General features: G+C 63.7%; 17 protein-coding genes. 10 read left to right on the top strand and 7 right to left on the bottom strand.

The features are described 5' to 3' along the window. Positions 1-178: 178 nt before the first annotated feature. The 6 genes from O7A05_RS18695 to O7A05_RS18670 form a co-directional block, all read right to left on the bottom strand. Positions 179-2347, bottom strand: a complete 2169-nt coding sequence (locus tag O7A05_RS18695; protein WP_337094463.1) for an amylo-alpha-1,6-glucosidase — start codon at positions 2345-2347, stop codon at positions 179-181. A gap of 208 nt (positions 2348-2555) precedes the next feature. Beyond that, positions 2556-3650, bottom strand: coding sequence for a glycosyltransferase family 4 protein (locus tag O7A05_RS18690; protein WP_337094462.1), 1095 nt, complete (start codon positions 3648-3650; stop codon positions 2556-2558). 445 nt (positions 3651-4095) lie between these two features. After that, a complete protein-coding gene (locus O7A05_RS18685; protein WP_337094461.1) occupies positions 4096-5238 on the bottom strand; it encodes a DegT/DnrJ/EryC1/StrS family aminotransferase in 1143 nt (380 codons plus the stop codon). A gap of 253 nt (positions 5239-5491) precedes the next feature. Beyond that, positions 5492-6415: a carbohydrate kinase family protein gene (locus tag O7A05_RS18680; protein ID WP_337094460.1), complete on the bottom strand. Its 924-nt coding sequence runs from the start codon at positions 6413-6415 to the stop codon at positions 5492-5494. Next, complete coding sequence (locus O7A05_RS18675) at positions 6412-6858, bottom strand: RbsD/FucU family protein (RefSeq protein WP_337094459.1); 447 nt, start codon at positions 6856-6858, stop codon at positions 6412-6414. The genes O7A05_RS18680 and O7A05_RS18675 overlap by 4 nt, the downstream gene beginning before the upstream one ends. A gap of 1 nt (position 6859) precedes the next feature. Further along, complete coding sequence (locus tag O7A05_RS18670) at positions 6860-8083, bottom strand: ROK family transcriptional regulator (RefSeq protein ID WP_337094458.1); 1224 nt, start codon at positions 8081-8083, stop codon at positions 6860-6862. A gap of 210 nt (positions 8084-8293) precedes the next feature. On the opposite strand from O7A05_RS18670, the gene O7A05_RS18665 reads away from it, so the two are divergent. The 10 genes from O7A05_RS18665 (at position 8294) to bglA (ending at position 24603) form a co-directional block, all read left to right on the top strand. Next, a complete protein-coding gene (locus O7A05_RS18665; RefSeq protein ID WP_337094457.1) occupies positions 8294-9322 on the top strand; it encodes a sugar ABC transporter substrate-binding protein in 1029 nt (342 codons plus the stop codon). Positions 9323-9416: 94 nt separating this feature from the next. Beyond that, positions 9417-10493 (top strand): ABC transporter permease, encoded by a 1077-nt coding sequence (locus tag O7A05_RS18660; protein ID WP_337094456.1) that lies wholly within the window; start codon positions 9417-9419, stop codon positions 10491-10493. Beyond that, positions 10490-11287 (top strand): ATP-binding cassette domain-containing protein, encoded by a 798-nt coding sequence (locus tag O7A05_RS18655; RefSeq protein WP_337094455.1) that lies wholly within the window; start codon positions 10490-10492, stop codon positions 11285-11287. Before O7A05_RS18660 ends, O7A05_RS18655 begins: the two co-directional genes overlap by 4 nt. A 137-nt stretch (positions 11288-11424) precedes the next feature. Then, the gene (locus O7A05_RS18650) at positions 11425-13887 is read left to right on the top strand and encodes a glycogen/starch/alpha-glucan phosphorylase (RefSeq protein WP_337094454.1); all 2463 of its coding nucleotides are present in this window, start codon (positions 11425-11427) and stop codon (positions 13885-13887) included. Positions 13888-13976: 89 nt separating this feature from the next. Next, positions 13977-16190 (top strand): 1,4-alpha-glucan branching protein GlgB, encoded by a 2214-nt coding sequence (glgB, locus tag O7A05_RS18645; protein WP_337094599.1) that lies wholly within the window; start codon positions 13977-13979, stop codon positions 16188-16190. 63 nt (positions 16191-16253) lie between these two features. Further along, positions 16254-17522, top strand: a complete 1269-nt coding sequence (gene glgC, locus O7A05_RS18640) for a glucose-1-phosphate adenylyltransferase (protein ID WP_337094453.1) — start codon at positions 16254-16256, stop codon at positions 17520-17522. Positions 17523-17676: 154 nt separating this feature from the next. Next, on the top strand, positions 17677-19122 hold the full coding sequence (glgA, locus tag O7A05_RS18635; RefSeq protein ID WP_337094452.1) for a glycogen synthase GlgA: 1446 nt from the start codon (positions 17677-17679) through the stop codon (positions 19120-19122). A 3-nt stretch (positions 19123-19125) separates the two neighbouring features. Beyond that, positions 19126-20754, top strand: coding sequence for an alpha-D-glucose phosphate-specific phosphoglucomutase (locus O7A05_RS18630; protein WP_337094451.1), 1629 nt, complete (start codon positions 19126-19128; stop codon positions 20752-20754). Positions 20755-20950: 196 nt separating this feature from the next. Beyond that, the gene (glgX, locus tag O7A05_RS18625; protein ID WP_337094450.1) at positions 20951-22948 is read left to right on the top strand and encodes a glycogen debranching protein GlgX; all 1998 of its coding nucleotides are present in this window, start codon (positions 20951-20953) and stop codon (positions 22946-22948) included. Further along, complete coding sequence (gene bglA / locus O7A05_RS18620) at positions 22948-24603, top strand: beta-galactosidase BglA (protein ID WP_337094449.1); 1656 nt, start codon at positions 22948-22950, stop codon at positions 24601-24603. The genes glgX and bglA overlap by 1 nt, the downstream gene beginning before the upstream one ends. 7 nt (positions 24604-24610) lie before the next feature. Here bglA and O7A05_RS18615 read toward each other — a convergent pair whose 3' ends face one another. Beyond that, positions 24611-26269 carry a TadG family pilus assembly protein gene (locus O7A05_RS18615; RefSeq protein ID WP_337094448.1) on the bottom strand — a complete coding sequence of 553 codons (1659 nt, stop codon included), beginning with the start codon at positions 26267-26269 and terminating at the stop codon, positions 24611-24613. Between the last annotated feature and the right edge of the window lie 8 nt (positions 26270-26277).

The following is a 26277-nucleotide window of genomic DNA, read 5'->3' as shown; positions in this document are numbered from 1 at the left end:
CCCCGTTGGTCGTTTCCGCAGATGCACCGCTAATATTCAAACACCTGCACGCCCGGGCCGGAGACAAGAGAAAAGATTGGAAGCAGCTCTTTTCAGTTCAAGGGGAGCCTGCAAGACGTCGCCAGCAGCACCTGGATGCTACAGTGAGCATCGATGGCAGGCCCTGCTGTCCCGGTTGCTAAGAGCGAACGACCAGCGGCACTAGGCCCTCGTGCCGTTCGCCAAGATAGCAGACGACCCGGTCGCCGACGCGCTGGAAATTGAGATCGACCTTCGCCTCGCCCACGGCTAAGTGCCGGATGACGATGTTGTCGATGCCTATCGGCAACCGTGGGCGTTCGACATTGATCTCGCGCTTCCAACCATCGATGCGGATCCCCAGGCAGGCCTGCAGCATCATGAACGCGGAACCGGCCGACCATGCCTGCGGCAGACAGGCGACGGGATAGGCAATCGGCGCATCCCCGATTGCCCGCGTAAAGCCGCAGAACAGCTCCGGAAGCCGCATATTGAACCGGACCGCCGCCTCGAACATGCTGCTCATGAGCTTCACGACGCTGGTGCGCTCCTGGTAGCGGGCTAGGCCGGCGGCACAGATCGCCGTGTCATGCGGCCAGATCGAGCCGTTATGATAAGACATCGGATTGAACGGAATCTCATCGTCAGCCAAGGTGCGAACGCCCCAACCGCTGTGCAGATGCCCCGACAGCAACTGCTCGGCAATTGATGTCGCCCGTTCTGCCGAGGGCAGCCCAACATAGAGCAGGTGACCCGCGTTGGAGGCGCGCACCGCGCATTGCCTGCCTTCTCCATCGATTGCCAAAGCGTAGAAATTGCGGTCCGGCATCCAGAACCGGGCCTCCACTGCGCTGCGTATTTTTTCTGCCATGGTGCTCCAGTGCGCCGCCTTGGCGGCGTCTCCGCGCTTGGCCGCCAAGACAGCCATGCCTTGATAGGCTGCGAAGACGTAGCCTTGCACCTCGACGAGTGCGATCGGACCTCGAGGTATTTTGCCGTCGGCATGGAAGATAGCGTCGGCGCTGTCCTTCCAGCCCTGGTTGAAGAGACCCGTGTCCGCCGCCCTGCTATAGGTCACGAAACCGTCTCTGTTGCGGGCACCGACTTCCTCCATCCATCCGATTGCTGCGCACAGCGAATCCCACATGCGATCTACGAACTCGTCATCGCCCGTGCGATCGGCGTAGGACCAAGCCAGGTAGACATAGAGTGGAGTGGTGTCGACGCCGCCATAGTAGCGGCCGAACGGCAGCTCGCGCAGTATAGCCATTTCCCCCTTGCGCGTTTCATGCATGATCTTGCCGGGCTCGGCATCGTCGAACACAGAGGTCTCCGTCGATTGATAGCGGGCAAGGAACGCCAGCACGCCGCGGGCAAGCTCGGGGTTGAGCCACAGCATTTGCAAGGCGGAAATGACGCCGTCGCGGCCGAAGGCAGTCGAAAACCACGGAATACCGGCATACGGATATGGCCCGGTTTCCAGATCGGTGGTCAGCAGGGCGATGTCGGCACGTGTGCGCGTGAGCCAGTCATTGAACACGCGGCCGGAGCTGAAAACAGTAGCGCCCTGTCGACGCTTTGAGCGCATTGCAAATCGCGCTCGCGCCGCGGCGGCGCGGAACCGATCACTGGACGGGATTTCTTCGTTCTGACCAACTTCCAGATACAGCGCCTTTCTATTGTGCCTGCCCACCAGAATGAGAAACTCTGCATGATGGGGATGGATCTGGTCGGGCCTCATCGAAAACGCGATGACGGATTGGCGCGCCACATTATCGAGGCCCTCATAGCAAAATGTCACGCCTGACTCGCCGACCAAGGCGTCATGTGCGCGACCGCGCCGGCTGCGCGTGGTGCCGCGCACCTCGAACATGTCACGGAAATCGGCATCGAAGTCGAACCGGACTGGCAGCGACACCTCACGCGCGGAGTAGTTCGTGAAAGTGACTCGCTCGTACATGCGGTCATGCCAGATGAATCTGGTCCGCTCGATGTGCACGACCCCAGGCAGCGTTTCACTACCGTCGGGCCCGACGGTAGCCAAATTTGTGAGATTGGCGGTGAATAGGATGTTGTCCTGCGACAGCGAGGCTCCGAGCAGCGACGGCATGCGGCCGCCTATGAACAGCCGAAAACGCGACAGCACTCGCGTATCGTCGCGGAAAAGCCCGTCGCCGCTGCCGCGTATGTCGCCATAGCTGTCCGCGACGACGAAGCAGTCCTCATGCTTCAGCGCAAATTGCCTATGCGGCTCGCGCGGGGCCGATTCATCGAGTGTGGGGAGAGCGACCGCTGGATTCAGCTTGCGTTCTTCGACTTCGATGCTCATCTCATCCCTCCTGTTCAGACGGTCGATGCTGGCGCTCATCCCATATGCCTGCGCCCGACCATCCTCAATCGACAGTATTCCGCATCAATGCTGCGATGCCTATGCCCCAGAGAGCGTCATTGAAATCTTGGCGGATATTCGGCGAAGCCGCTGTTCGAGCGGCGGGAACCCGGCGATTCTAACGGCCAACTCGTCTCAAGCGGTGCTGTTAAAAAGTGCTGGCTATCTCAGCCGCGTTTTCGGCGAACCCGTTTCGCGAGCCGAGCGGAAATTGCTCGTCGCGCGCCAGCAAGCGGTAGATCCCCAAATAGTCGCTGCACATGCGCCCGACCGTGAATCGCCTTTCAAAAGTTTTCCGCACACGTGCGCGATCGAGACTGCCTATCCGCCGCACAGCTTCGACGGCTTCGTCAATGCTTTCCACTATCAGTCCGGACACGCCGTGATCGATGACCTCCGGAACGGCTCCGCGGTTGAAGGCAACCACCGGGGTGCCGCAGGCCATCGCCTCGATCGTCACGAGGCCGAACGGCTCCGGCCAATCGATCGGAAACAGCAGCGCCGTCGCATTGCCCAAAAATTCCGCCTTCGCACGCTCATCAATCTCGCCGATGAACTCGACATTCGAATGTCGAAGAACCTGGGGTTCGACCCTGTCGCTCCAAAATGATAGGTCCACTGCGTCGATTTTGGCCGCGATCTTGAGCGGCATCCCGGCGCGCGCGGCGATTTCTATCGCGGCTTCCGGGCCTTTTTCGGGTGAGATGCGACCGAGGAACGCGAGGTATCCAGAGGCTTTCGGCCGGAACGGGAGGATATCGTTCGGCAGGCCGTGATAGACCGTTCCAAGCCAGTTGACCGGCGGCATGGGCCGGCGCTGGTCGTCCGAAATCGAGACCAGTGGAATGTCGTTGAACATCGCGTAAAGCTGCGCCAGGTCAGGAAGGTCGAGCCGGCCATGAAGCGTGGTAACGGTTCGCCGCGCGAACTCTCTAATTATCGGAAAATGGAGAACGTCGACGTGGAAATGCAGCACGTCGAATTCATTCGCCCGTCTGCGAACCTCTTCAAGCATCATGACATGGTAAGGAATGGGATTCTGTGCTTTCGGATTGAGGCGTAGTGCAACGTCGCAACATGCCACGAGTTCGGCCGAAGTACGTGAATCGCCGCTGGCGAACAACGTCACGTCATGGCCCCTTCGAACCAGCTCTTCCGTTAAATAGGATACGATGCGCTCGGTCCCGCCATAAAGCTTGGGTGGCACGGACTCAGTCAGAGGTGCGATCTGGGCAATCTTCATGTGGGGCATCCTGGGAACGAAAGTCGGCCTTCAACGAACCGGCGACTGCAGCGGTGACTCCGTCTCCGATTCGCCGTTCTCGCGAACTTTCGAACTGCTAATTTGTTCCCGGCATCAATCACTTCGCCGTGGCCTTGTATGCAAAAGGGAAAGGGCGGGATGTAAACTGCCGGACGGGCAAGCCCGTTGGCGAACATGGCGGCGATCGAGGCGTCGGTCAGGCCAACAAGGAAACACCGCAGAGCATGTCGCTGCGGCTGATGCAGTGCGGCCACATTCAGGCTTGGCCTTGCTAATCAATGAGAACATCGGCCCGCTTGATCGGCGAGCATCCCCGATTCATCCCGCGATGTGCACCGGTAGCCCATCTGGGCATGAAGAAACCGCGGCTGTGAATCCCATGCGATGGCGACCCCTCTGTCGCCTTGAGCGACACTGAGGAAGATCAGGCCGCCGCGACATGCGCCGAGTTCGAGCCGATGTAATTGCGGATCGTCTCGATGATGCGGTCCTGATCGGCCTCGCTCAAATAGGCATGCATCGGCAGGCAGAGGATCTGCTTCGGCAGCTCTTCCGAAACGGCAAGGCCGGTCGGCGTGCGCGGATAATACTTATACGCGACCTGTTCGTGCAGCGGCTTCACGTAATAGATCACCGACGGAATCCCCTTCTCGCCGAGATGGGCCTTCAGCCCGTCGCGCTTCGGAGTCTCGATCGCATACTGCGCCCAGGCCGAGCGGCCGTGGCCGAGATTGCGCGAGGCCTTGACGATGTCGCCGAGGCCCTTGGCATAGCGGCCCGCCACCACCTGCCTGGCCACCATCTCCTCTTCGAGGATGGCGAGCTTTTCGATCAGGATCGCCGCCTGCAGCGTGTCGAGGCGCGAATTGATACCGACGCGAACATTGTCATATTGCGTTTCGCCCTTGCCGTGGAAGGCGAAGGAACGGAGCTTGTCGGCCAGCGCAGCATCATTGGTGAACATTGCGCCGCCGTCGCCGTAGCAGCCAAGCGGCTTGGCCGGATAAAAGCTGGTCGAGCCGACATGGCCGAAGGCGCCGCACATCTGGGCGTCGGCCGAGCCGCCCATCGACTGCGCGGCGTCCTCGATCACCAGGAGGTTCTCGCGCTTGGCGATCGCCATGATCGCCTCATAGTCGGCGGCAAGGCCGAACAGGTCGACCGGGATGATCGCCTTCGGCTTCAGCCTTCCTTCCTTCTTGATCATCTCGATCGCCGCCTCGAGGCTGGCGACATCGATATTGTAGGTGTTGCGGTCGACGTCGACGAAGACCGGCTCGGCCTTGGCGAGCGCCACCACCTCGGCGGTGGCTGCGAAGGTGAAGCTCGGCACGAATACGGCATCGCCCGAGCCGATGCCGGCGGCAAACAGCGGCAGGAGCAGCGCATCGGTGCCGTTTGCGCAGGCGACCACATGCTTGACGCCGACATAGGCCGCGAGCTTGTTCTCGAATTCCGTGACCTGCGGCCCGAGGATATAACGGCCGTCCTCGACGACGTGGTCGATCGCGGCCTTCAGCCGGTCGCGGATACGTTCGCGCTGCGCGCCAAGATCGATGAACTGCATGTCGCCCTCGAAACTGCCTGTAAAACCGGCCCGCTGGTAACAGACTTGAACCGGCTGAGAAAGCCGGTGGCGGCCAGCGCAAATTGCTCAGGTGTCGCAGCCTGTTACAGATTTTGCCGGCGCAATGCCTGAAAAAGCCGGAAATACGAGCCTTGAGAGGCGTTTCCCGGCCCCTCTTATCGCGTCGATCCACCGATGGGAAACATAAAGTGATCGGCCGCGAAGGGCGGATTCGCGCCCGTCCCACGCCCTCTTAGACGATTTCGTGCCGCCAGGGCGGGTTGGCGCCGGCTCGCGACACCGTCACCGCCGCCGCCTTGGCGCCGAGCTCCAGCGCCTTGCGGATGGCGTCCTCGGAGAGGCTGCCGATCGCTGCCTTGGTGAGCAGGCCTTGTTCATGCAGCGAGGCCAGGATGCCGGCGTTGAAGGTGTCGCCGGCGCCGACCGTATCGACCACCTTCACCTTCTGCGGCAAGACCGTGACCTTATGGTCCTTGCTGTAGCCGACCGCGCCTTCGCTGCCATGGGTGACGACGATAAATTTCGGCCCGCGATCCAGCCAGTTGCGCACCACGTCCTCATGCGAGCCGGCCTCGTCGAACCAGTTGAGGTCCTCGTCCGAGAGTTTGACGATGTCGGCCATCGCCATCATCTCGCGGATACGCCTCAGATGCTTGGCCTTGTCCGGGATGAAATTCGGCCGGATGTTGGGGTCGAGCATCATCACCCGGCTCCCGTGCTCGCGCCGCATGAACTCCTCATAGGCCGAACCAGCCGGCTCGGAGATCAGGCTGATGGCGCCGAACAGCATCGCCTCGATCTCGGCGCCGAGCTTCGGCAGGTCCTCGATGGTCAGCATCCGTCCGGCGGTGTTCTCGTCATAGAAGGTGTAGGTCGCCTGGCCGTTGGTGAGCCGCACGAAGGCGAGCGTCGTCGGGCGAGGGGACGTGTGCGCATAGGTGGAGCTCACCTTGCTGGCGCCGAGCGCCTCGCGGAACTGCCCGCCGAACAGGTCCGAGGAGAGGCCGGAGAAAAAGCCGGCCGGAGCGCCTAGCCGGCCAAGCGCGATCGCCGAGTTGAACACCGCGCCGCCGACATAGGGCGCGAAGGCCGCTTCGCCCTCCGTCGTGGTACGCGGCAGCATGTCGATCAGCGCTTCGCCACAGCAAAGGATCATGTCGTCTTCGTCTCCGGCGGATGGATCACGCCCTTGCGGATGATGATGTTGGCAAAGAGCCTGGGTTCGCTGGTCGCGACAATGGCGTGCGCGGCCTTGACGCGTGCATAGAAGTCGGCCCCGGCCAGCGCAACCAGCTTATGACCCGGCGCACGCCTGGCGCAAACCGCTTCCATCTCGCGATGCACAGGGTCGGCCAGCGCCGGGTCGCCCTTCACCGAAGCGCGGAACAACGCCTCCGGCACCGCCTCGTCCACCGGCAGCACGCTGAGCACGGCGTCGAGGACAGGGATGATTTGATGGCCGTCTGCGCGGATCAGCCGCCGTGCCTGTTCCTCGGCCGGATAATTGCCATCGACGATCGCGATCTCGTCGCCATGACCCATTGCCCTGAGCGTCGCCAGGAATTGGGGCCCGAGCAGCGACGGGATGCCGATCAGCATGTCAGGCGCCCCCGGACGTGTTCGGTCCGGTCAGGAAGCGCTCGGAAAGCGGCAGGCTGGCGCCGCCCATGGCGCGTGCGTGGATGCCGACCGTCCCCTCGCGAACGATAGGCAGTTTCAGCCCTTCGGCATCGATGCTGGCAATCGCTTCCGTCACGGCATCGACCAGCCGGCGCCGCACATCGAGCGGCATCCAGCCATCGATGACCGCCGCTTCGAAATCGATGACCGACGAGGCCGCGACAATGGCATAGGCAAGCGCCTGCGAGGCGCTGGCGATCCAGTCGTCGAGCTCGGCGCCGATATCGCCCCATTCCTGCGGCGAGGTCCACAAATAGGAGCCGTCGATGCCTTTGGCCGAGAGCGCCTTCTCCAGCATGGCGATCGAGGCGACGTCGATGAGCTGCGTCGGCTTGCCGTCCGGCCCTGGCACCGGCATCGAGCCCAGCGCGCCGGCATTGCCGTTGGGCCCGCTATAGAGGCGGCCGTTGAGTACGATGCCGCCGCCGGCGAAGGCGCCGATATAGAAATAGACGAAGTCGCGCGCCGCGCCCGCCTGGCCGAAGACGAGCTCGGCGCCGCAGGCGGAAGTCGCATCGTTCTGCAGGTAGACGGGGAACTCGCACTGCCCCTGGATGTCTGCGCGGATATCGCGATGGCGCCATTCGTCCATGATCTCGCGCGGCGCGCCGGCCGTATCTGCCCAGTTCCACAGCTCGAACGGCATGGCGATGCCGAGCCCGGCAATGCGCTTGTCCTGCGCCGGCGTCAGCTCGCTGCGCATCGTCTTGATCCCGGCGGTGACGAACTCGACGGTCTCGCGCGGCGCGGGATAGCGGTAGGAATGCTGCAGCATGGCGCGCACATTGCCGAGGAAGTCTATCAGCACCAGCTCCGCCGAGCGGCGGCCGATCTTGAGGCCGATGAAGAAGGCGCCTTCCGGGTTGAGCGCCATCGGGATCGAAGGCTGGCCGATCTTGCCGCGCAGCGGCGCCTGGCGGACGAGCAGCTTGTCTTCCTCGAGCTCGCGCATGATCACCGACACCGTCTGGGCCGACAGTCCGGTCATGCGCGCGATGTCGGATTTGGCCAGGCTGCCATGCTGGCGCACCAAGGACAGCACGAGCCGCTCATTGTGGTCGCGCATGCCGCTCTGGTTGGTGCCGCGACGCAGCCGGCTCTCCAAAGCCTCGGGCGAACCGTGCCTCGCAATGCCGGTCTCCACCCTGTTCCTCCCGTCTGTTTCCCCTCGGTGCTTTTCGTTCAGAATGGGTGAACAGCGCAAGAGTGTCAATAATAAATAAGAGTGATTTATTTATTGACAGCCGTTGCGGACTGGTGTCTTTTTGACATTGCGCCCACACTGGGAGAACTTCGGTGGGCGCTCCGCAGGCGCCGGTTGGCCGGCGCCGGAGTGGTTCACTGGGAGGAAATCATGCGTAAATGGACTATCCTGAAGGCGGCCGTTGCCGGCCTCGCCTTTTACGGCGCGATGGCCACGGCCTCGTATGCCGCCGACATCGTCGGCCTGATCACCAAGACCGAGGGCAACCCGTTCTTCGTCAAGATGCGCGAAGGCGCGCAGGCCAAGGCCAAGGAGCTTGGCCTGACCCTGCAGACCTTTGCCGGCAAGTTCGACGGCGACAATGACAGCCAGGTCGCGGCTATCGAGAACCTGATCTCGGCCGGCGCCAAGGGCTTCGCCATCGTGCCGAGCGATTCCAGCGCCATCGTGCCGACCATCAAGAAGGCGCGCGACGCCGGCCTTCTGGTCATCGTGCTCGACACGCCGCTCGATCCGATCGACGCCGCGGATGCCACTTTCGCCACGGACAATTTCAAGGCCGGTGAACTGATTGGACAATGGGCCAAGGGCACGCTGGGCGACAAGGCCGCGAACGCCAAGATCGCTTTCCTCGACCTCGCCACCAACCAGCCGACGGTCGACTATCTGCGCGATCAAGGCTTCATGAAGGGCTTCGGCATCGACATCAAGGATCCGAAGAAATACGGCGACGAGGACGATGCGCGCATCTGCGGCCACGAGATGACCGGCGGCGCCGAGGACGGCGGCCGCACCGCCATGGAAACGCTGCTGCAGAAATGCCCGGACGTCAGCGTGATGTACACGATCAACGAGCCGGCCGCGGCCGGCGGCTACCAGGCGCTCAAGGCGGCCGGCAAGGATGACGGCTCGGTGCTGGTGGTTTCGATCGACGGCGGTTGCCCGGGCGTCAAGAACGTCGCGGCCGGCGTCATCGGCGCGACCTCGCAGCAATATCCGCTGAAGATGGCCGCCATGGCCATGGAAGCGATCGAGAAATTCGCCAAGACCGGCGAGAAGCCGAAGCCGACCCCCGGCAAGGAGTTCTTCGATACCGGCGCCACGCTGATCACCGACAAGCCCGTCACGGGGGTCGAATCGATCGACAGCAAGAAGGGCGCGGAACTTTGCTGGGGCTGATGCCTTCCTAATACCCGCAGTAACGGACTAAACTCAACGAAAGGGCGGCTCCGGCCGCCCTTTCCCGAAACGGGACCCTTGGGAGGGGACAGAAATGAGTGACGACGCAACCGGCTCGGTCTCTGCCGAGCGCGGCCTTCACGGCAGCGACCAGTCCGTGGCGAGCTTCGACGAAGACCGGGGCTCGGTGCTGAAGAGCATCCAGCGCTTCCTGCACGAATACCCTACGGCCATCCCGTTCATCGTACTGGTCATCGGTGTTCTGATCTTTTCGGTCGCGGCGGGCGGACGGTTCTTTGCGCCGTTCAATCTTTCGCTTGTCCTGCAACAGGTCACCATCATCGCCTTTCTGGGCATCGCCCAGACGCTGGTCATCCTGACTGCCGGCATCGATCTTTCGGTCGGCGCGATGATGGTGCTGTCGTCCATCGTCATGGGCAGGCTGACCGTCACCTACGGCGTGCCGGTCGAATTGAGCTTTGTGCTGGGCCTGCTCACGGGTCTTGTCTGCGGCCTGATCAACGGTGTGCTGGTGGCGGTGATCAAGCTGCCGCCCTTCATCGTCACGCTCGGCACCTGGAGCGTCTACGGCGCGATGGTCATCTACGTCTCGCATTCCGAGACCGTGCGCGCCCAGGACATCGAGGCGGCGGGACCGCTGCTGCAATGGCTGGGCCACACGATACGGCTTGGCGGGGGCGCGGTGCTGACCTACGGCGCCATCGCCATGATCCTGACGGCCCTGATTATCTGGTATGTGCTGAACCGCACCGCCTTTGGCCGCCACGTCTACGCGACCGGTGACGACGACGAAGCAGCTCGCCTCGCCGGCATCAACACCCGCGGCGTCTTCATTGCCGTCTACACGCTGGCCGGCTTCATCTGCGCCGTCGCCGCCTGGGCGCTCATCGGCCGCATCGGCGCGGCCAGCCCGCTCGGCAACCAGACCGCCAACCTCGATGCCATCACCGCGGTGGTGATCGGCGGCACCTCGCTGTTCGGCGGGCGCGGCTCGATCGTCGGGACGTTGTTCGGCGCGCTCATCGTCGGCGTCTTCCGCAATGGTCTCGCACTCGCCGGCGTCGACTCGCTCTGGCAGGAGTTCACCGTCGGCATCCTCATCATCCTCGCCGTCACCATCGATCAGTGGATCAGGAAGATTTCGGCATGAGCACCCAGTCCATTCATCAGGTCCCCATTCTTCAGGCCAAAGGCCTCAACAAGCGCTACGGTCGGGTGGTGGCGCTCGACAATGCCGATTTCGACCTGATGCCGGGCGAGATCCTTGCCGTCATCGGCGACAACGGCGCCGGCAAGTCGACGCTGGTGAAGGCGCTCTGCGGCGCGGTCATCCCGGACTCCGGCACGATCGAGCTCAACGGTAGCCCGGTGCATTTCCGCTCGCCGATCGAGGCGCGCATGGCCGGCATCGAGACCGTCTACCAGAACCTGGCCTTGTCGCCGGCGCTGTCGATCGCCGATAACATGTTCCTCGGCCGCGAGCTGCGCAAATCCGGCTTCGCCGGACAATGGCTGCGCCGCCTCGACCGCTCGGCCATGGCGCGCATCGCCCGCGAGAAATTGTCGGAACTCGGGTTGATGACGATCCAGAACATCAACCAGTCGGTCGAAACGCTGTCTGGCGGCCAGCGTCAGGGTGTCGCGGTGGCGCGCGCTGCGGCTTTCGGCAGCCGCGTCGTCATCATGGACGAACCGACCGCGGCGCTCGGCGTCAAGGAAAGCCGCCGCGTGCTGGAACTGATGCTCGACGTCAAAAAGCGCGGCCTGCCGATCGTGCTCATCTCGCACAACATGCCGCATGTCTTCGAGGTGGCCGATCGCATCCATATCCACCGCTTGGGCCGTCGCCTCGCCGTCATCGATCCGAAGCAATATACAATGTCCGACGCTGTCGCTTTCATGACCGGCGCCAAGGCTCCGCCGGAAGTTTTGGAGACGGCCTAATTGGGCCGTCTTGTTACGGCACACGGCCACCGGTCAGCCGGCTAAATCGATTGAGTATATATGGCGCAATGCACTAGGATGGGGCTGGGAGGAACGATACAAGCCGCTATGATCACGCCAGTTGAACGAGAGGCGAAATGACATCCGCCATGACGATCGAAGCCCCTGTTCTCGACAATCCCGATCCCAAGACCCTCGCCGAGGAGGTCTTGATGTCGCTCAAATACCGGGTCGGCAAGGACATAACCGTCGCGACGCCCTATGACTGGCTGACGGCTTCGATCAAGGTCGTCCGCGACCGCATCGTCGACCACTGGATGCAGGCAACCAGGGAAGCCTACGACCAGCAGGAAAAACGGGTCTATTACCTTTCGCTCGAATTCCTGATCGGGCGCCTGATGCGTGACGCCTTCTCCAATCTCGGCCTGATGGAGAACATGCGCGAGGCGCTGTCCTCCCTCGGCGTCGACCTCGACCTGATCGCGGGGCTCGAACCGGACGCCGCGCTCGGCAATGGCGGCCTCGGACGTCTCGCCGCCTGCTTCATGGAAAGCATGGCGACCGTCGACATCCCCGCCCATGGTTACGGCATCCGCTACGCCAACGGCATGTTCCGCCAGGAAATCCACGGCGGCTGGCAGGTCGAGCTGCCGGAGACCTGGCTCGATCACGGCAATCCCTGGGAGTTCGAACGGCGCGAGCGCTCCTTCGAGGTCGGCTTCGGCGGCTCGGTGGAATCGATCACCTCCAAGGACGGCCGGATCGAACGCCACGTCTGGAGGCCGACCGAGCATGTGCTGGCCGTCGCCTACGACATGCCGGTGGCCGGCTGGCGCGCCAGGCGCGTCAACACGCTGAGACTCTGGTCCGGCATGCCGATCGACCCGATCCTGCTCGACAAGTTCAATGCCGGCGACCACATCGGCGCGCTGGCCGAAAGCAACAAGGCCGACGCGCTGTCGCGCGTGCTCTACCCGGCCGATTCCCACGTGGCCGGCCAGGAGCTCAGGCTGCGGCAGGAGTATTTCTTCTCCACCGCCTCGCTGCAGGACATCGTCCAGCGGCATTTGAGCCAGTATGGCGACCTGAAATCGCTGCCCGACAAGGCGGCGATCCACTTGAACGACACCCATCCCGCGGTCGCCGTGGCGGAGCTGATGCGGCTCCTGATGGATGTCCACGGCATGGACTTCGACCAGGCCTGGGACATCACCAAGCGCACCTTCGGCTACACCAACCACACGCTGTTGCCCGAGGCGCTCGAAAGCTGGCCGGTGCCGCTCTTCGAGCGGCTTTTGCCGCGACACATGCAGATCGTCTACGCCATCAACGCGCAGGTGCTGCTCGAGGCCCGCGCCACCAACCAGTTCTCGGGCGATCAGATCGCCCGCATCTCGCTGATCCAGGAAAATGGCGACCGCCGCGTGCGCATGGGCAATCTGGCCTTTGTCGGCTCGCATTCGATCAACGGCGTCTCGGCGCTGCACACCGAGCTGATGAAGGAGACGGTGTTCGCCGATCTCCACAAGCTCTATCCCGACCGCATCAACAACAAGACCAACGGCATTACGCCCAGGCGCTGGCTGATCCAGTGCAATCCGGGCCTGACCTCGCTCGCCCGCGAGGCGATCGGCGACCGCTTCATGGACGATATCGAGGCGATCAAGGATCTCGACCCGCTCGCCGACGATGCCGCTTTCCGCGAGAAGTTCGCCGCCGTGAAGCGGCAGAACAAGGCGCGGCTCGCCAATCTCGTCATCGACCGTCTCGGCATCAGGCTCGACCCGTCGGCGCTGTTCGATATCCAGGTCAAGCGCATCCACGAATACAAGCGTCAGCTGCTCAACATCCTGGAGGCGATCGCGCTGTACGACCAGATCCGCTCGCATCCCGAGCGGGACTGGATGCCGCGCGTGAAATTCTTCGGCGGCAAGGCGGCGCCGAGCTACCACAACGCCAAGCTGATCATCAAACTGGCCAATGATGTCGCGAAAGTCATCAACGGCGATCCATCGGTGCGCGGCCTGCTGAAGGTCGTGTTCGTGCCGAACTACAATGTCAGCCTGGCCGAGGTGATGATGCCGGCCGCCGACCTCTCCGAGCAGATCTCGACCGCCGGCATGGAAGCATCGGGCACCGGCAACATGAAGTTCGCGCTGAATGGCGCTCTCACCATCGGCACGCTCGATGGCGCCAACGTCGAGATCAAGGAACATGTCGGCGACGACAACATCTTCATCTTCGGCCTCACCACGGCCGAAGTCACCGAGCGGCGCAACAATGGCTACAATCCGCGCGGCGTGATCGAGGGCTCGTCCGAGCTGTCGCAGGCGGTATCGGCCATTTCCTCCGGCGTCTTCTCGCCCGACGACCCCGACCGGTATCGCGACCTGATGAACGGCCTCTACCAGAGCGACTGGTTCATGGTGGCGGCCGACTTCGATTCCTACGCCGCCTGCCAGCGCGAGGTCGACGCCGTGTGGCGCAACAGCCCCGACTGGTACGCCCGCGCCATCCGCAACGTCGCCCGCGTCGGCTGGTTCTCGTCCGATCGCACGATCCGTCAATATGCGAAAGACATCTGGAACGTGCCCGTCTGATATGATTGCATGAGCCACAAAGAATGTGGCCGGGGCATGCCGGAGCGAGCATGCGCCAGAACAAGGTGCCCGGGGAGGGCGACCGTTTGATGAGGAAGCCGCGCGCGACCGCTGCGACAAGCGGGCCGGACGGACTGGCGCCAGCCGGCGATGTCGCGGCGATTGTCGCCGGAACGCATGGCGATCCTTTCGCGGTCTTGGGCGTGCAGGAAGCCGGCAAAGGTTTCGTCGCGCGCTGCTTCGTGCCCAATGCCGAATTCGTCACCGCCTACACGCTAACCGGCAAGGAAGCCGGCGAGCTTTCCCGCAGCGACGATGCCGGCTTCTTCGAGGGCAAGGTCTCGATCCGCAAGCGTCAGCCGCTGCGCTATCATGCCAGGAATGCCGGCGGCGACTGGTGGTTGACAGATCCCTATTCCTTCGGTCCGGTGCTCGGCCCGATGGACGATTACTATATGGCCGAGGGCTCGCATCTGAGGCTCTTCGACAAACTCGGCGCCCACATCATCGATCACGAGGGCGCCACCGGCGTCCATTTCGCTGTCTGGGCGCCCAATGCCCGGCGCGTCTCCGTGGTCGGCGCCTTCAACGACTGGGATGGTCGCCGCCACACGATGCGCGACCGCAAGGACACGGGCATCTGGGAATTGTTCATTCCCGATATCGGCGCTGGCAAGCCCTACAAGTTCGAGATTATCGGGCCCGACGGCGTGCGCCTGCCGCTCAAGGCCGACCCGTTCGCCTTCGAGTCGGAATTGCGCCCGGCGACCGCCTCGGTGACGGCGCCGGCCATAGCGCATCAATGGGGCGACGAGGCGCATCGCAGTTATTGGCAGAAAGCCGATCCCCGGCGCGAGGCGATCTCGATCTACGAGGTCCATGCCGGCTCCTGGCAACGCCGCGACGACGGCACGTTCCTGTCCTGGGACGAACTCGCCGCACGGCTGATCCCCTATGTGGCCGACACCGGCTTCACCCATATCGAGTTCCTGCCGATCTCGGAGCACCCCTACGATCCATCCTGGGGCTACCAGACCACCGGGCTTTATGCGCCGACGGCCCGCTTCGGCGATCCGGACGGCTTCGCCCGTTTCGTCGACGGAGCGCACCGCGCCGGCGTCGGCGTCATCCTGGACTGGGTGCCGGCCCATTTCCCGGTCGACGAGCACGGGCTGGTGAAATTCGACGGCACCGCGCTCTACGAGCATGCCGATCCGCGCCAGGGTTTCCACCCGGACTGGAACACCGCCATCTATAATTTCGGCCGTCGCGAGGTGGTGTCGTTCCTCGTCAACAATGCGCTGTTCTGGGCCGAGAAATACCATGTCGACGGCCTGCGCGTCGACGCGGTCGCCTCGATGCTCTACCTCGATTATTCGCGCAAGGCCGGCGAATGGGTCCCCAACGAGAAGGGCGGGCGCGAGAACCTGCAGGCCGTCAGCTTCCTGCAGAAGATGAACAAGGAGGTTTACGGCCATCATCCCGGCGTGATGACGATCGCCGAGGAGTCGACCTCATGGCCGAAAGTGTCGCGCCCCGTGCATGAAGGCGGCCTCGGCTTCGGCTTCAAGTGGAACATGGGCTTCATGCACGACACGCTGGAGTATCTCTCCAAGGAGCCGATCTACCGCAAGCACCATCACAACGAGATTACCTTCGGCCTGGTCTACGCTTTCTCGGAAAATTTCGTCCTGCCGCTGTCGCATGACGAGGTCGTGCACGGCAAAGGCACGCTGCTCCACAAGATGGCCGGCGACGACTGGCAGAAGTTCGCCACGCTGCGCGCCTATTACGCCTTCATGTGGGGCTATCCTGGCAAGAAGCTCTTGTTCATGGGCCAGGAATTCGCCCAGCGCCGCGAGTGGAGCGAGGAACGCGCGCTCGACTGGAACCTGCTGGAATTCGCGCCGCACCGCGGCGTCTGGCAGACGGTGCGCGACCTGAACTATCTCTACCGTTCGCGCCCGGCGCTGCACGCGCGCGACTGCGAGCCGGAGGGTTTTTCCTGGCTGATCGTCGACGACCGCGACAATTCGGTCTTCGCCTGGCTGCGCAGCGCGCCGGACGGCAACCCGATCGCCGTCATCTCGAATTTCACGCCGGTGCCGCGCGAGAACTATCGTGTGCCACTGCCGAAGGCGGGAAAGTGGCGCGAAATCATCAATACGGATGCCGCCGACTATGGCGGCTCCGGCATGGGCAATGGCGGCATGGTCGACGCGAGCGGGGAAGGGGGCGGCACATCGGCGACTATGCTTCTGCCGCCGCTGTCGACGATCATGCTGGAATTCGTCACGGATTGAAGCAGATGATGTCTCATCCTGCTCTTGCAACGGTCCGGGCAGCTTGTTTGGGAGGGTAACAAAATGGCAGAGATCAAAAGAACCCAGCCGCTGGCGCGCGATGCCATGGCCTATGTGCTCGCCGGCGGCCGCGGCAGCCGCCTCAAGGAGCTGACCGACCGGCGTGCCAAGCCCGCCGTCTATTTCGGCGGCAAGACACGCATCATCGACTTTGCCCTCTCCAATGCGTTGAACTCCGGCATCCGCCGCCTCGGCGTCGCCACCCAGTACAAGGCGCATTCGCTGATCCGCCACCTGCAGCGCGGCTGGAACTTCCTGCGGCCGGAGCGAAACGAAAGCTTCGACATCCTGCCGGCATCGCAGCGCGTCTCGGAAACGCAGTGGTATGAAGGCACGGCCGACGCCGTCTACCAGAACATCGACATCATCGAGGCCTATGGGCCCGAATACATGGTCATCCTGGCCGGCGACCACATCTACAAGATGGACTACGAGCTGATGCTGCGCCAGCATGTCGACGCCGGCGCCGACGTCACCGTCGGCTGCTTGGAAGTGCCGCGCATGGAGGCGACCGGCTTCGGCGTCATGCATGTCGATGCCAAGGACAACATCATCGCCTTCGTCGAAAAGCCGGCCGATCCGCCAGGCATTCCGGACAAGCCGGAATTCGCCCTGGCCTCGATGGGCATCTATGTCTTCAAGACCAAGTTCCTGATGGAACAGTTGCGACGCGACGCGGCCGAGCCCGGCTCCAGCCGCGACTTCGGCAAGGACATCATCCCCTATGTCGTGCAGCACGGTAAGGCGATCGCCCACCGCTTCGCCAAGTCCTGCGTGCGTTCCTCGCATGAGGCCGAACCATACTGGCGCGACGTCGGAACCGTGGACGCCTATTGGGAAGCCAATATCGACCTGACCGACATCACGCCCGAGCTCGATCTCTACGACCGCGACTGGCCGATCTGGACCTATGCCGAATTGAAGCCGCCGGCAAAGTTCGTGCATGACGAGGACGGCCGCCGCGGTGAGGCAATCTCCTCGCTGGTCTCCGGCGACTGCATCGTCTCCGGCGCCTCGCTGCGCCGCAGCCTGATTTTCACCGGCGCGCGCATCAATTCCTATTCCAAGCTCGAGGAAGTGGTGATGCTGCCCGACGTCCAGGTCGGTCGCAACGCAAGCCTCAAGCGCGTCGTCATAGATCACGGCGTCCACATCCCGGAAGGACTGGTGGTGGGCGAGGACCCGGCGCTCGACGCTAAGCGTTTTCGCGTATCGGAGAAGGGCATCTGCCTGATCACGCAGGACATGATCAACAAGTTGTCGACCCAATAGGGTCGATCAATAAGTTGTCGACCTCGTAGGGTCGACCAACAAACTGTCAACCCCCCAGGGTTGTCAGCAAGCCGTCGGGTCGATCAGCAGGCTGACGACTAGATCAACAGATTGTCACTTTGACCTGTCACGTTGAGATCGGAATGTGGAGCGCATGCAGGTTCTGTCGGTCACGCCCGAAATCTTCCCGCTGATCAAGACCGGCGGGCTTGCCGACGTGACCGGCGCCTTGCCGATCGCGCTTGCCGGCAAGGACGTTGCAATGCGCACGCTGGTTCCCGGCTATCCAGTGGTGATGGCTGCCTTCACCAAGAAGAAACCCGTCTACCAGTATCCGATGCTGCAGGGCGGCAAGGCTTCGGTCCATGCCGTCAAGATCGGCGACCTCGATCTTTTCGTGCTGGACGCGCCGCACCTCTTCGACCGCCAGGGCGGCCCTTACGGAACCGCCTCCGGCGCCGACTGGCCCGACAACTGGCGCCGCTTCGCGGCTTTGAGCCAAGCGGGTGGCGACATTGCCGGCGGCGCGATCTCCGGTTACCAGCCCGACATCGTGCATGCCCATGACTGGCAGTCGGCGATGACGCTTGCCTATATGCGCTACGGCAAGGCAGTCGGCGTGCCGTCGCTGATCACCGTGCACAACCTTGCTTTCCAGGGCCAGTTCGGCGCCGGCATCTTCGGCGAGCTCAGCCTGCCGAGCGTGGCGATGCAGCTCGACGGCGTCGAATATTACGGCGGCGTCGGCTTTCTGAAGGCCGGTCTCCAGGCCGCCTGGGCGATCACCACGGTGAGCCCGACCTATGCTCAGGAGATCCGCTCGCCGGAATTCGGCATGGGCCTCGACGGCCTGATCAACATGCGCGCCAGCGACCTCTACGGCATCGTCAACGGCATCGATGTCGACATCTGGAATCCTCAAACCGACAAGCATCTGGTCGCCAATTATTCGGCCGAAACGCTTGCAGCGCGCGCCAAGAACCGCAAGGCGGTCGAAGACCGGTTCGGTCTGGAGGCGGACGGCAGCCCGATCGTCTGCGTCGTCAGCCGGCTGACCTGGCAGAAGGGCATGGATATCCTCGCCGCGGTCGTCGACGGCATCGTTGCCGCCGGCGCCCGCCTCGCCATTCTGGGCTCGGGCGACGCCGGCCTCGAAGGCACGCTGCTTGCCGCCGCCGCTCGCCATCGCGGCCGCGTCGGCGTCGTCGTCGGCTATGACGAAGGCCTTTCGCATGTCATGCAAGGCGGCTGCGACGCCATCGTCATTCCGTCCCGCTTCGAGCCCTGCGGGCTGACCCAGCTTTACGGCCTGCGCTATGGCTGCGTGCCGGTCGTCGCCCGCACGGGCGGTTTGGCCGACACCATCATCGACGCCAACGAGGCCGCCTTGTCGGCCGGTGTCGCCACTGGGTTCCAGTTCGCGCCCAACAATGGTGCCGCGATGCTGCATGCCATCCAGCGGCTGGTCGAGCAGCATGCGCGGCCGGCGACCTGGGCCTCGATCCAGCGCCAGGGCATGAAGGCCGATGTCTCCTGGGACAAGAGCGCCGAAAAATACGTCGAACTCTATCGCTTGCTGCTTTCGAAAAGGGCTGCCTGAGGCATGATCAAAACCGTCCCCACCAAACCCTATACCGACCAGAAGCCAGGCACCTCCGGTTTACGCAAAAAGGTGCCGGTGTTCCAGCAGGAGCACTATGCCGAGAACTTCATCCAGTCGATCTTCGATGCGCTGGACGGATTTCAGGGCAAGACGCTGGTGATCGGCGGCGACGGCCGCTTCTACAACCGCGAGGTCATCCAGAAGGCCATCGCCATCGCCGCCGGCAACGGCTTCGGCAAGGTGATGGTCGGGCAGGGCGGGATCCTGTCGACGCCCGCCGCCTCGAACATCATCCGCAAATACAAGACCTTCGGCGGTATCATCCTGTCGGCCAGCCACAATCCGGGCGGCCCGCACGAGGATTTCGGCATCAAATACAATGCCGGCAATGGCGGCCCGGCGCCGGAAAAGATCACCGACGCGATCTTCGCTAAGTCGAAGCAGATCAAGAGCTTCAAGATCGCCGATATCGGCACCGTCGATATCGACACGATCGGCACCGTCAAGGCCGGCGACATGACGGTCGAGATCTTCGACCCGGTCAAGGACTATGCCGAGCTGATGGAAAGCCTGTTCGACTTCGATTCGCTGCGAAAGCTCTTCAAATCGGGCTTCCGCATGCGCTTCGATGCCATGCATGCGGTGACCGGCCCCTATGCCAAGGAAATCCTCGAGCATCGGCTCGGCGCGCCGAACGGCACCTGCCGCAATTTCAAGCCGCTGCCGGATTTCGGCGGCCATCACCCGGATCCGAACCTTGTGCACGCAAAGCATCTCTATGACGAGATGATGGGGCCCGACGCGCCGGACTTCGGCGCGGCCTCCGACGGCGACGGCGACCGCAACCTGATCATCGGCAAAGGCATCTTTGTCACCCCGTCGGACTCGGTCGCGATGCTTGCCGCTAATGCCAAACTGGCGCCGGGCTACAAGGACGGCCTGAAGGGCATCGCCCGCTCCATGCCGACCAGCGGCGCCGCCGACCGCGTCGCCGAAAAGCTCGGCATCGGCATCTACGAGACGCCGACCGGCTGGAAATTTTTCGGCAACCTGCTCGACGCCGGCATGGCGACCATCTGCGGCGAGGAAAGCGCCGGCACCGGCTCCAACCATGTGCGCGAGAAGGACGGCCTGTGGGCGGTGCTTTTGTGGCTCAACATTCTCGCCGCGCGCGGCGAGAGCTGCAAGGACATCGTCACCAAGCATTGGGAGACCTACGGCCGCAACTACTATTCGCGCCACGACTATGAGGAGGTCGAGAGCGACCGCGCCAATGCGCTGGTGGATGAGCTGCGCGCCAAGCTCGGCTCGCTGCCGGGCACGACCGCGCGCGGCCTGAAGATCGCTAAGGCCGACGATTTTGCCTATCGCGATCCGGTCGATGGCTCGGTGAGTGAGCATCAGGGCATCCGGATCTTGTTCGAGGGTGGCTCGCGCGTCGTGCTTCGCCTCTCCGGCACCGGCACCTCGGGTGCGACGCTGCGCGTCTATATCGAGCGCTACGAGCCGGACAAGGCAAGGCACGACCTCGACACGCAGGAAGCGCTCGCCGATCTCATAGCCGCCGCCGACGACATCGCCGGCATCAAGAGCCACACCGGCCGCAACAAGCCGAGCGTGATTACTTGAGGGTGGGGGCACGCGTCTCCACCTTCTCCCCTTGTGGGAAAAGGTGTCGCCGAAGGCGACGGATGAGGGGTGCTCCAGCTTGGCGCAAACCGGCGCTCACATCGCCGGCGCCTCAATTCTTCCAACACCCCTCATCCGTCTCGGCGCTGCGCGCCGATCCACCTTCTCCCGCAAGGGAAGAAGGGGAGGCGCGCGCATGACCCTCGGCGCAACCATCACCCCCGAAGGCATCCGCTTTGCCGTCTGGTCGTCATCCGTGAGACGCCTGTGGGTCTCGCTTTTCGACGACAGCGGCGCGCGCGAGATCGACCGGCTGGAACTCAACCCGGAAGGCGGGGGCGTGCATGCGCTCCTTGTCCGCGGCCTCGGCGACGGCACGCGTTACGGCTTTCGCGCCGATGGTGACTATGCGCCGGAGCGCGGTCAGTGGTTCGACCCAAACAAGCTTCTCACCGATCCCTATGCCGTCGAGCTCGATCGTCCATACCAATATCATTGGCGGCTTGCCGCCAAACGCAACGAAGGCACCGACACGGCCTCGCTGATGCCGAAGGCGATGGCGCGGTTCCTGCCCAAGCCGGTGCCGCCCCAGCCGCCGCTGTTCCGGCCCGGCGGCTTGATCTACGAGCTCAACGTCCGCTCCTTCACCAGGCTGCATCCGGACGTGCCGGAAGCGCAGCGGGGCACCATCGCGGCGCTCGCCAATCCGGCCATCATCGAGCACCTGAAGCGTCTCGGCGTGTCGGCCGTCGAACTGATGCCGGTCACCGCATCGATCGACGAGCGGCATCTGCCGCCATTGGGGCTGAGCAACGCCTGGGGCTACAATCCCGTCACCTTCATGGCGCTCGATCCGCGCCTGGCGCCCGGCGGCATCGGGGAGTTGCGCGATACCGTCGCCGCGTTGCGCAAGGCAGGCATCGGCACCATCCTCGACCTCGTCTTGAACCACACCGGCGAGAGCGACCGGCTCGGGCCGACGCTGTCGCTGCGTGGGCTCGATGCGCTGGCCTACTACCGGCATCAGCCGGACGGCAGGCTGGTCAACGACACCGGCACCGGCAACACCGTCGCCTGCGACCATCCGGCGATGCGCGAGATGGTGCTCGACACGCTGCGCTACTTCGCCCACTTCGCCGGTGTCGACGGCTTCCGCTTCGATCTGGCGCCGGTGCTCGGCCGTATCGACGGCGCCTTCGATCCGGAAGCGTCCCTGCTTCAGGCCATTGCCGGCGATCCCGTGCTCGCCGACCGCGTGCTTATCGCCGAGCCTTGGGACATCGGTCCGAACGGCTACCAGCTCGGCAATTTCCGCCCGCCATACCTCGAATGGAACGACCGTTACCGCGACGATGTCAGGCGATTCTGGCGCGGCGATGCCGGCGCGGTCGGCGCCTTGGCCACACGGCTTGCAGGTTCCTCCGATGTCTTCGGCAGGGAAGGCCAACCGGCGAGCCGCACGGTCAATTTCATCGCTGCGCATGATGGCATGACGCTGGCCGACATCGTCGCCTATGAGCGCAAGCACAATGAGGCCAATGGCGAGCACAATCGCGACGGCCATAACGACAATTTGTCATGGAACAACGGCGCCGAGGGCGAGACGGACGACGAGGCGATTGCCAAGGCGCGCTTCGACGACCAGCGCGCGCTGCTGGCGACACTTTTCGCCTCGCGCGGCACCATCATGCTGACAGCCGGCGACGAGTTCGGCCGCACGCAGAAGGGCAACAACAATGCCTATGCGCAGGACAACGCCATCACCTGGCTGGACTGGGCCGGCCGCGATCAGGCGCTCGAGCAATACGCATCGTCGCTGGCTGCACTGCGTCGGGTCTTGCCTGCGCTGGCCGATCAACGCTTCCTGACCGGCGAGCCCGCCGACGGATCGGAAGTCCCCGACGTAGCCTGGCTGGCTGAGACCGGTGCGCCGCTCGGCGAGGCCGACTGGAACGATCCCGGGCGACATCGCCTCGTCATGCTGCTCGCCAACGACGAGGGCGGCCGCCTTGCCGTGATGATCAATGGCGATCGCCGGCAATGCGTCTTCACCTTGCCTGCACGCGATGGATTTGAGTGGCACCCGGCGCTCGAGGCAGAGCCGGTCGATCTGGCGCGGCCGTTACCCGGTCGAAGCGTCAGTTTCATGGTCGAGCGGCGTGCCGCTAAATCGCGCAACTGGAAGGGCTCGTGATGACTGGCGACAATTCCGGGCAAGGGAGCGAATGGTGGCGCGGCTGCGTCATCTACCAGGTCTATCCGCGCTCCTTCCAGGACACGACCGGCGACGGCAGCGGTGACCTCAAGGGCATCACCGCGCGGCTCGCCCATATCGCTTCCCTCGGCGTCGACGCCGTCTGGCTGTCGCCCTTCTTCAAGTCGCCGATGGCCGACATGGGCTACGATGTGTCGGACTACCGCGACGTCGATCCGATGTTCGGCACGCTGGAGGATTTCGATGCGCTGGTCGCCGAGGCGCACTGGCTCGGCCTGAAGCTCATCATCGACCAGGTGATCTCGCATTCGTCGGACAAGCATGAATGGTTCCTTGAGAGCCGCGCCAGCCGCGACAATGCCAAAGCGGACTGGTACGTCTGGGCTGACGCCAAGCCGGATGGCAGTGCGCCCAACAACTGGCAATCGCTATTCGGCGGGCCGGCCTGGGAATGGGACGCCACCCGCCGGCAATATTACATGCACAATTTTCTCGCCGCGCAGCCGGATTTGAACTTCCACAATCCGGAGGTGCAGGATGCGGTCCTCGACACCGTACGCTTCTGGCTGGAGCGCGGCGTCGACGGCTTTCGGCTGGACACCGTCAACTACTATGTCCACGACCGCTGGCTGCGCGACAATCCGCCTTTGGCATCAAGCGTCGCCGGAACCAACGGTGCGACCAGCACCTATGGCTTCCAGGAGCATCTTTTCGACAAGACGCGGCCCGAGAACCTCGCTTTCCTGAAACGCTTCCGCGCGCTGCTAGACGAATATCCGGACCGCGCCGCGGTCGGCGAGGTGGGAGACGAGGAGCGTTCCTTGCAGACGCTCGCCGCCTATGTCTCCAGCGGCGACAAATTGCAGATGTGCTACACGTTCGACCTGCTTAGTCCGCAATTTTCCGCCGCCCATGTGCGCGGCTGCGTGGAGGCGTTCGAGACGACCGCCCCGGACGGCTGGATCTGCTGGGCCTTTTCGAACCATGACGTCGTGCGCCATGTCAGCCGCTGGACGCGGCCCGGCGAGAGCCCGGACGCGGTGGCCAAGTTCTCGATCGCGCTGCTGTCATGCCTGCGCGGGTCGATCTGCCTTTATCAGGGCGAGGAATTGGGGCTGGAGGAAGCCGAACTGGCCTATGAGGATCTGCGCGATCCCGTTGGCATCCGTTTCTGGCCGGGCGTGAAGGGCAGGGACGGCTGCCGCACGCCGATGGTCTGGGAAGCGGAGGCCGAGAACGCCGGCTTTTCACGGGCCAAGCCCTGGCTGCCGGTGCCGCAGGCGCATCGCGCCCGGGCGGTCGACGCCCAGAATGGCGAGGAGCGGTCGGTGCTTGCCGCCTATCGGTCGATCCTTGCCTTGCGCAAGAGCCATCCGGCACTGATCCAAGGCGCGATCCGCTTTCTTGATGCCGAAGGTGATGTGCTCGCTTTCCTCCGCGAGCGCGACGGCGAAAGGCTGCTTTGCGTTTTCAATTTCTCGCCCGAGGCAACAGGCTGGGCGCTGCCCACGGAGATCGGCGAGGCCGAGATAACGCCATTTGACGTTGACGCCGCCGGCATTCTTACCGGTGTTATCGAGGACATTGTGCTGGCGCTGCCGCCTCTGGGCAGTTTCGTCGGCAGGATTGGCTGACGGCAGCTTACTGAACCAGCACCGAACGCCCGCACGTCGCGCCAGTCACCCGGACGTCGGCCTCGCCGACACGGACGCCGAGCGCCCCAAGAACGTTGTAGACCAGGCTGTCGACCGGCTCGGTCACGCCGTTGAGCAGCGTCGTTACCGCCGGTTTCACCGTGCCGAGCAGGGCGGTCACATTGAGGCCTAGTCCCAGCGCATTGATCGAAAGCGACAGGTTGTTGACCAGCGATGTCGTGAGCGACTGCGTCAGGTTCTTCGTCGACACCGTCTTGATCGCCTTGTTGGCGATATCGGTGGCGCTGAAGGTCAGGTTCGTCGGCGCCATATTGGTGACCGAGAAGGCCGACGAGCCTGTCACCTGCAGCAGCGGAATGAGCAACAGCCTCAGGTCCGCGATATCGGCGTTGGAGAACGACTGCGGCTGGGCGAAGTCGGCAAAGCCGCTGGCATTGCTGTTTGCGAGATGCGCCGAGACGACGCCAGGCTGCGCGGCGATCGAAACCTTAATGCTGGAGGGTCCGGTCGGGCAACTGATGTCGGTCAGCTTGGCTTCGGCATAAGCCACCTCGACATTGAGCGGCAGGTGGACGGCGACAAGGCTGGTGCCGCCGCCGAGATTGGAATTGCCGACGGTGACGTCGGCATTGAGCTTGATGCGCGTCTGCGCGGTGCGCACCACGGTGCCGGCCTCTCCCACCGCCAGCCACGCCGAGTTCTGCATCGGCTCGCCGATGGCGATCGCAAGCGTCGTCGATGCCAGCCCCGGTATGGTGGCGCCGAGATTGACCGCGACCTGGTTCGTGCCGTTGGCCAGAGCGGCCGCCGCGGTGAGCATACTGAGCGCGCTGGCTGTCACGTTGAGGCCGGCCGGCTTTTGCCCGACGCCGAGATCGCCGACGGAGCCGAGGTCGATGAGGGTGCCGAGCGGAATTTTGACGGTGTTGGTGGCGCTGGAAGCCATGGTCTGCAGGGCGATCTTGGACGTGCGGTCGAGCCCCGGCACGTTGGCCATGGCGGTGGCGATCTGGCCGATCGTTGCTTTGGAGGCGAGCACGTCGGAATAGCTCACACCGGTCAGATGCAATTGCGTCGCCAGCGCATCGGTGAACGAAAGAACGTCGATATCGGCCGACACCAGTGAATTGTAATCCATCACGCTGAGCGAGATGTTGCCGCCGAGAAGGCCGCCGAGAAGCGCGTTGAGAATGCCGCCATTGAGACTGGCGAGCCGCGAGCCGACCGAAAAAGCAGCTTGCGGCTGCGCGCTGGCGATTGCCGTCGTGCCGAGGGTGGGCGGCGACATGATCGAGCCGGCGAAATAGAGCGTACCCTGCTTCTTCAGCGTCACCTGGACCGCATTGTAGGGCACCTTGCCCGCCTCGAACCGGCTGCCGGCGGCAATGGTGCTGACGCCCGTGTAGCGCCCCGGCACGACCTGGACGACGGCCTTGCTGGCGGTCGGCGCCACGGTCATGCCCTGTTGCTGCACAGCGACCGAGGTGATGCCGTTGTCGCTGAGCGCGGTCAGCACCGCCTGCTGGGCGTTGGTGATGTTCGAGGCCGCGGTGATGGCGGCAAGGTCGACGATCGACTGCGCGGCGCGGCGCTCGTTGTAAAGCGAGCCCTCGTCGATCGCGAAGGCGGTCAGCGCCAGCGCCACGGGCGTTC

The organism is Mesorhizobium argentiipisi (SeqCode), from assembly GCF_037179585.1.
Lineage (GTDB): Bacteria > Pseudomonadota > Alphaproteobacteria > Rhizobiales > Rhizobiaceae > Mesorhizobium > Mesorhizobium argentiipisi.
This window is presented reverse-complemented; position numbering and strand designations above follow the sequence as displayed.

Excerpts from the sequence above, each read along its gene's own strand:
- O7A05_RS18695 (WP_337094463.1), bottom strand. The coding sequence starts at position 2,347 with ATGAGCATCGAAGTCGAAGAACGCAAGCTGAATCCAGCGGTCGCTCTC.
- O7A05_RS18690 (WP_337094462.1), bottom strand. The coding sequence starts at position 3,650 with ATGAAGATTGCCCAGATCGCACCTCTGACTGAGTCCGTGCCACCCAAG.
- O7A05_RS18685 (WP_337094461.1), bottom strand. The coding sequence starts at position 5,238 with ATGCAGTTCATCGATCTTGGCGCGCAGCGCGAACGTATCCGCGACCGG.
- O7A05_RS18680 (WP_337094460.1), bottom strand. The coding sequence starts at position 6,415 with ATGATCCTTTGCTGTGGCGAAGCGCTGATCGACATGCTGCCGCGTACC.
- O7A05_RS18675 (WP_337094459.1), bottom strand. The coding sequence starts at position 6,858 with ATGCTGATCGGCATCCCGTCGCTGCTCGGGCCCCAATTCCTGGCGACG.
- O7A05_RS18665 (WP_337094457.1), top strand. The coding sequence starts at position 8,294 with ATGCGTAAATGGACTATCCTGAAGGCGGCCGTTGCCGGCCTCGCCTTT.
- O7A05_RS18660 (WP_337094456.1), top strand. The coding sequence starts at position 9,417 with ATGAGTGACGACGCAACCGGCTCGGTCTCTGCCGAGCGCGGCCTTCAC.
- O7A05_RS18655 (WP_337094455.1), top strand. The coding sequence starts at position 10,490 with ATGAGCACCCAGTCCATTCATCAGGTCCCCATTCTTCAGGCCAAAGGC.
- O7A05_RS18650 (WP_337094454.1), top strand. The coding sequence starts at position 11,425 with ATGACATCCGCCATGACGATCGAAGCCCCTGTTCTCGACAATCCCGAT.
- glgB (WP_337094599.1), top strand. The coding sequence starts at position 13,977 with ATGAGGAAGCCGCGCGCGACCGCTGCGACAAGCGGGCCGGACGGACTG.
- glgC (WP_337094453.1), top strand. The coding sequence starts at position 16,254 with ATGGCAGAGATCAAAAGAACCCAGCCGCTGGCGCGCGATGCCATGGCC.
- glgA (WP_337094452.1), top strand. The coding sequence starts at position 17,677 with ATGCAGGTTCTGTCGGTCACGCCCGAAATCTTCCCGCTGATCAAGACC.
- O7A05_RS18630 (WP_337094451.1), top strand. The coding sequence starts at position 19,126 with ATGATCAAAACCGTCCCCACCAAACCCTATACCGACCAGAAGCCAGGC.
- glgX (WP_337094450.1), top strand. The coding sequence starts at position 20,951 with ATGACCCTCGGCGCAACCATCACCCCCGAAGGCATCCGCTTTGCCGTC.
- bglA (WP_337094449.1), top strand. The coding sequence starts at position 22,948 with ATGACTGGCGACAATTCCGGGCAAGGGAGCGAATGGTGGCGCGGCTGC.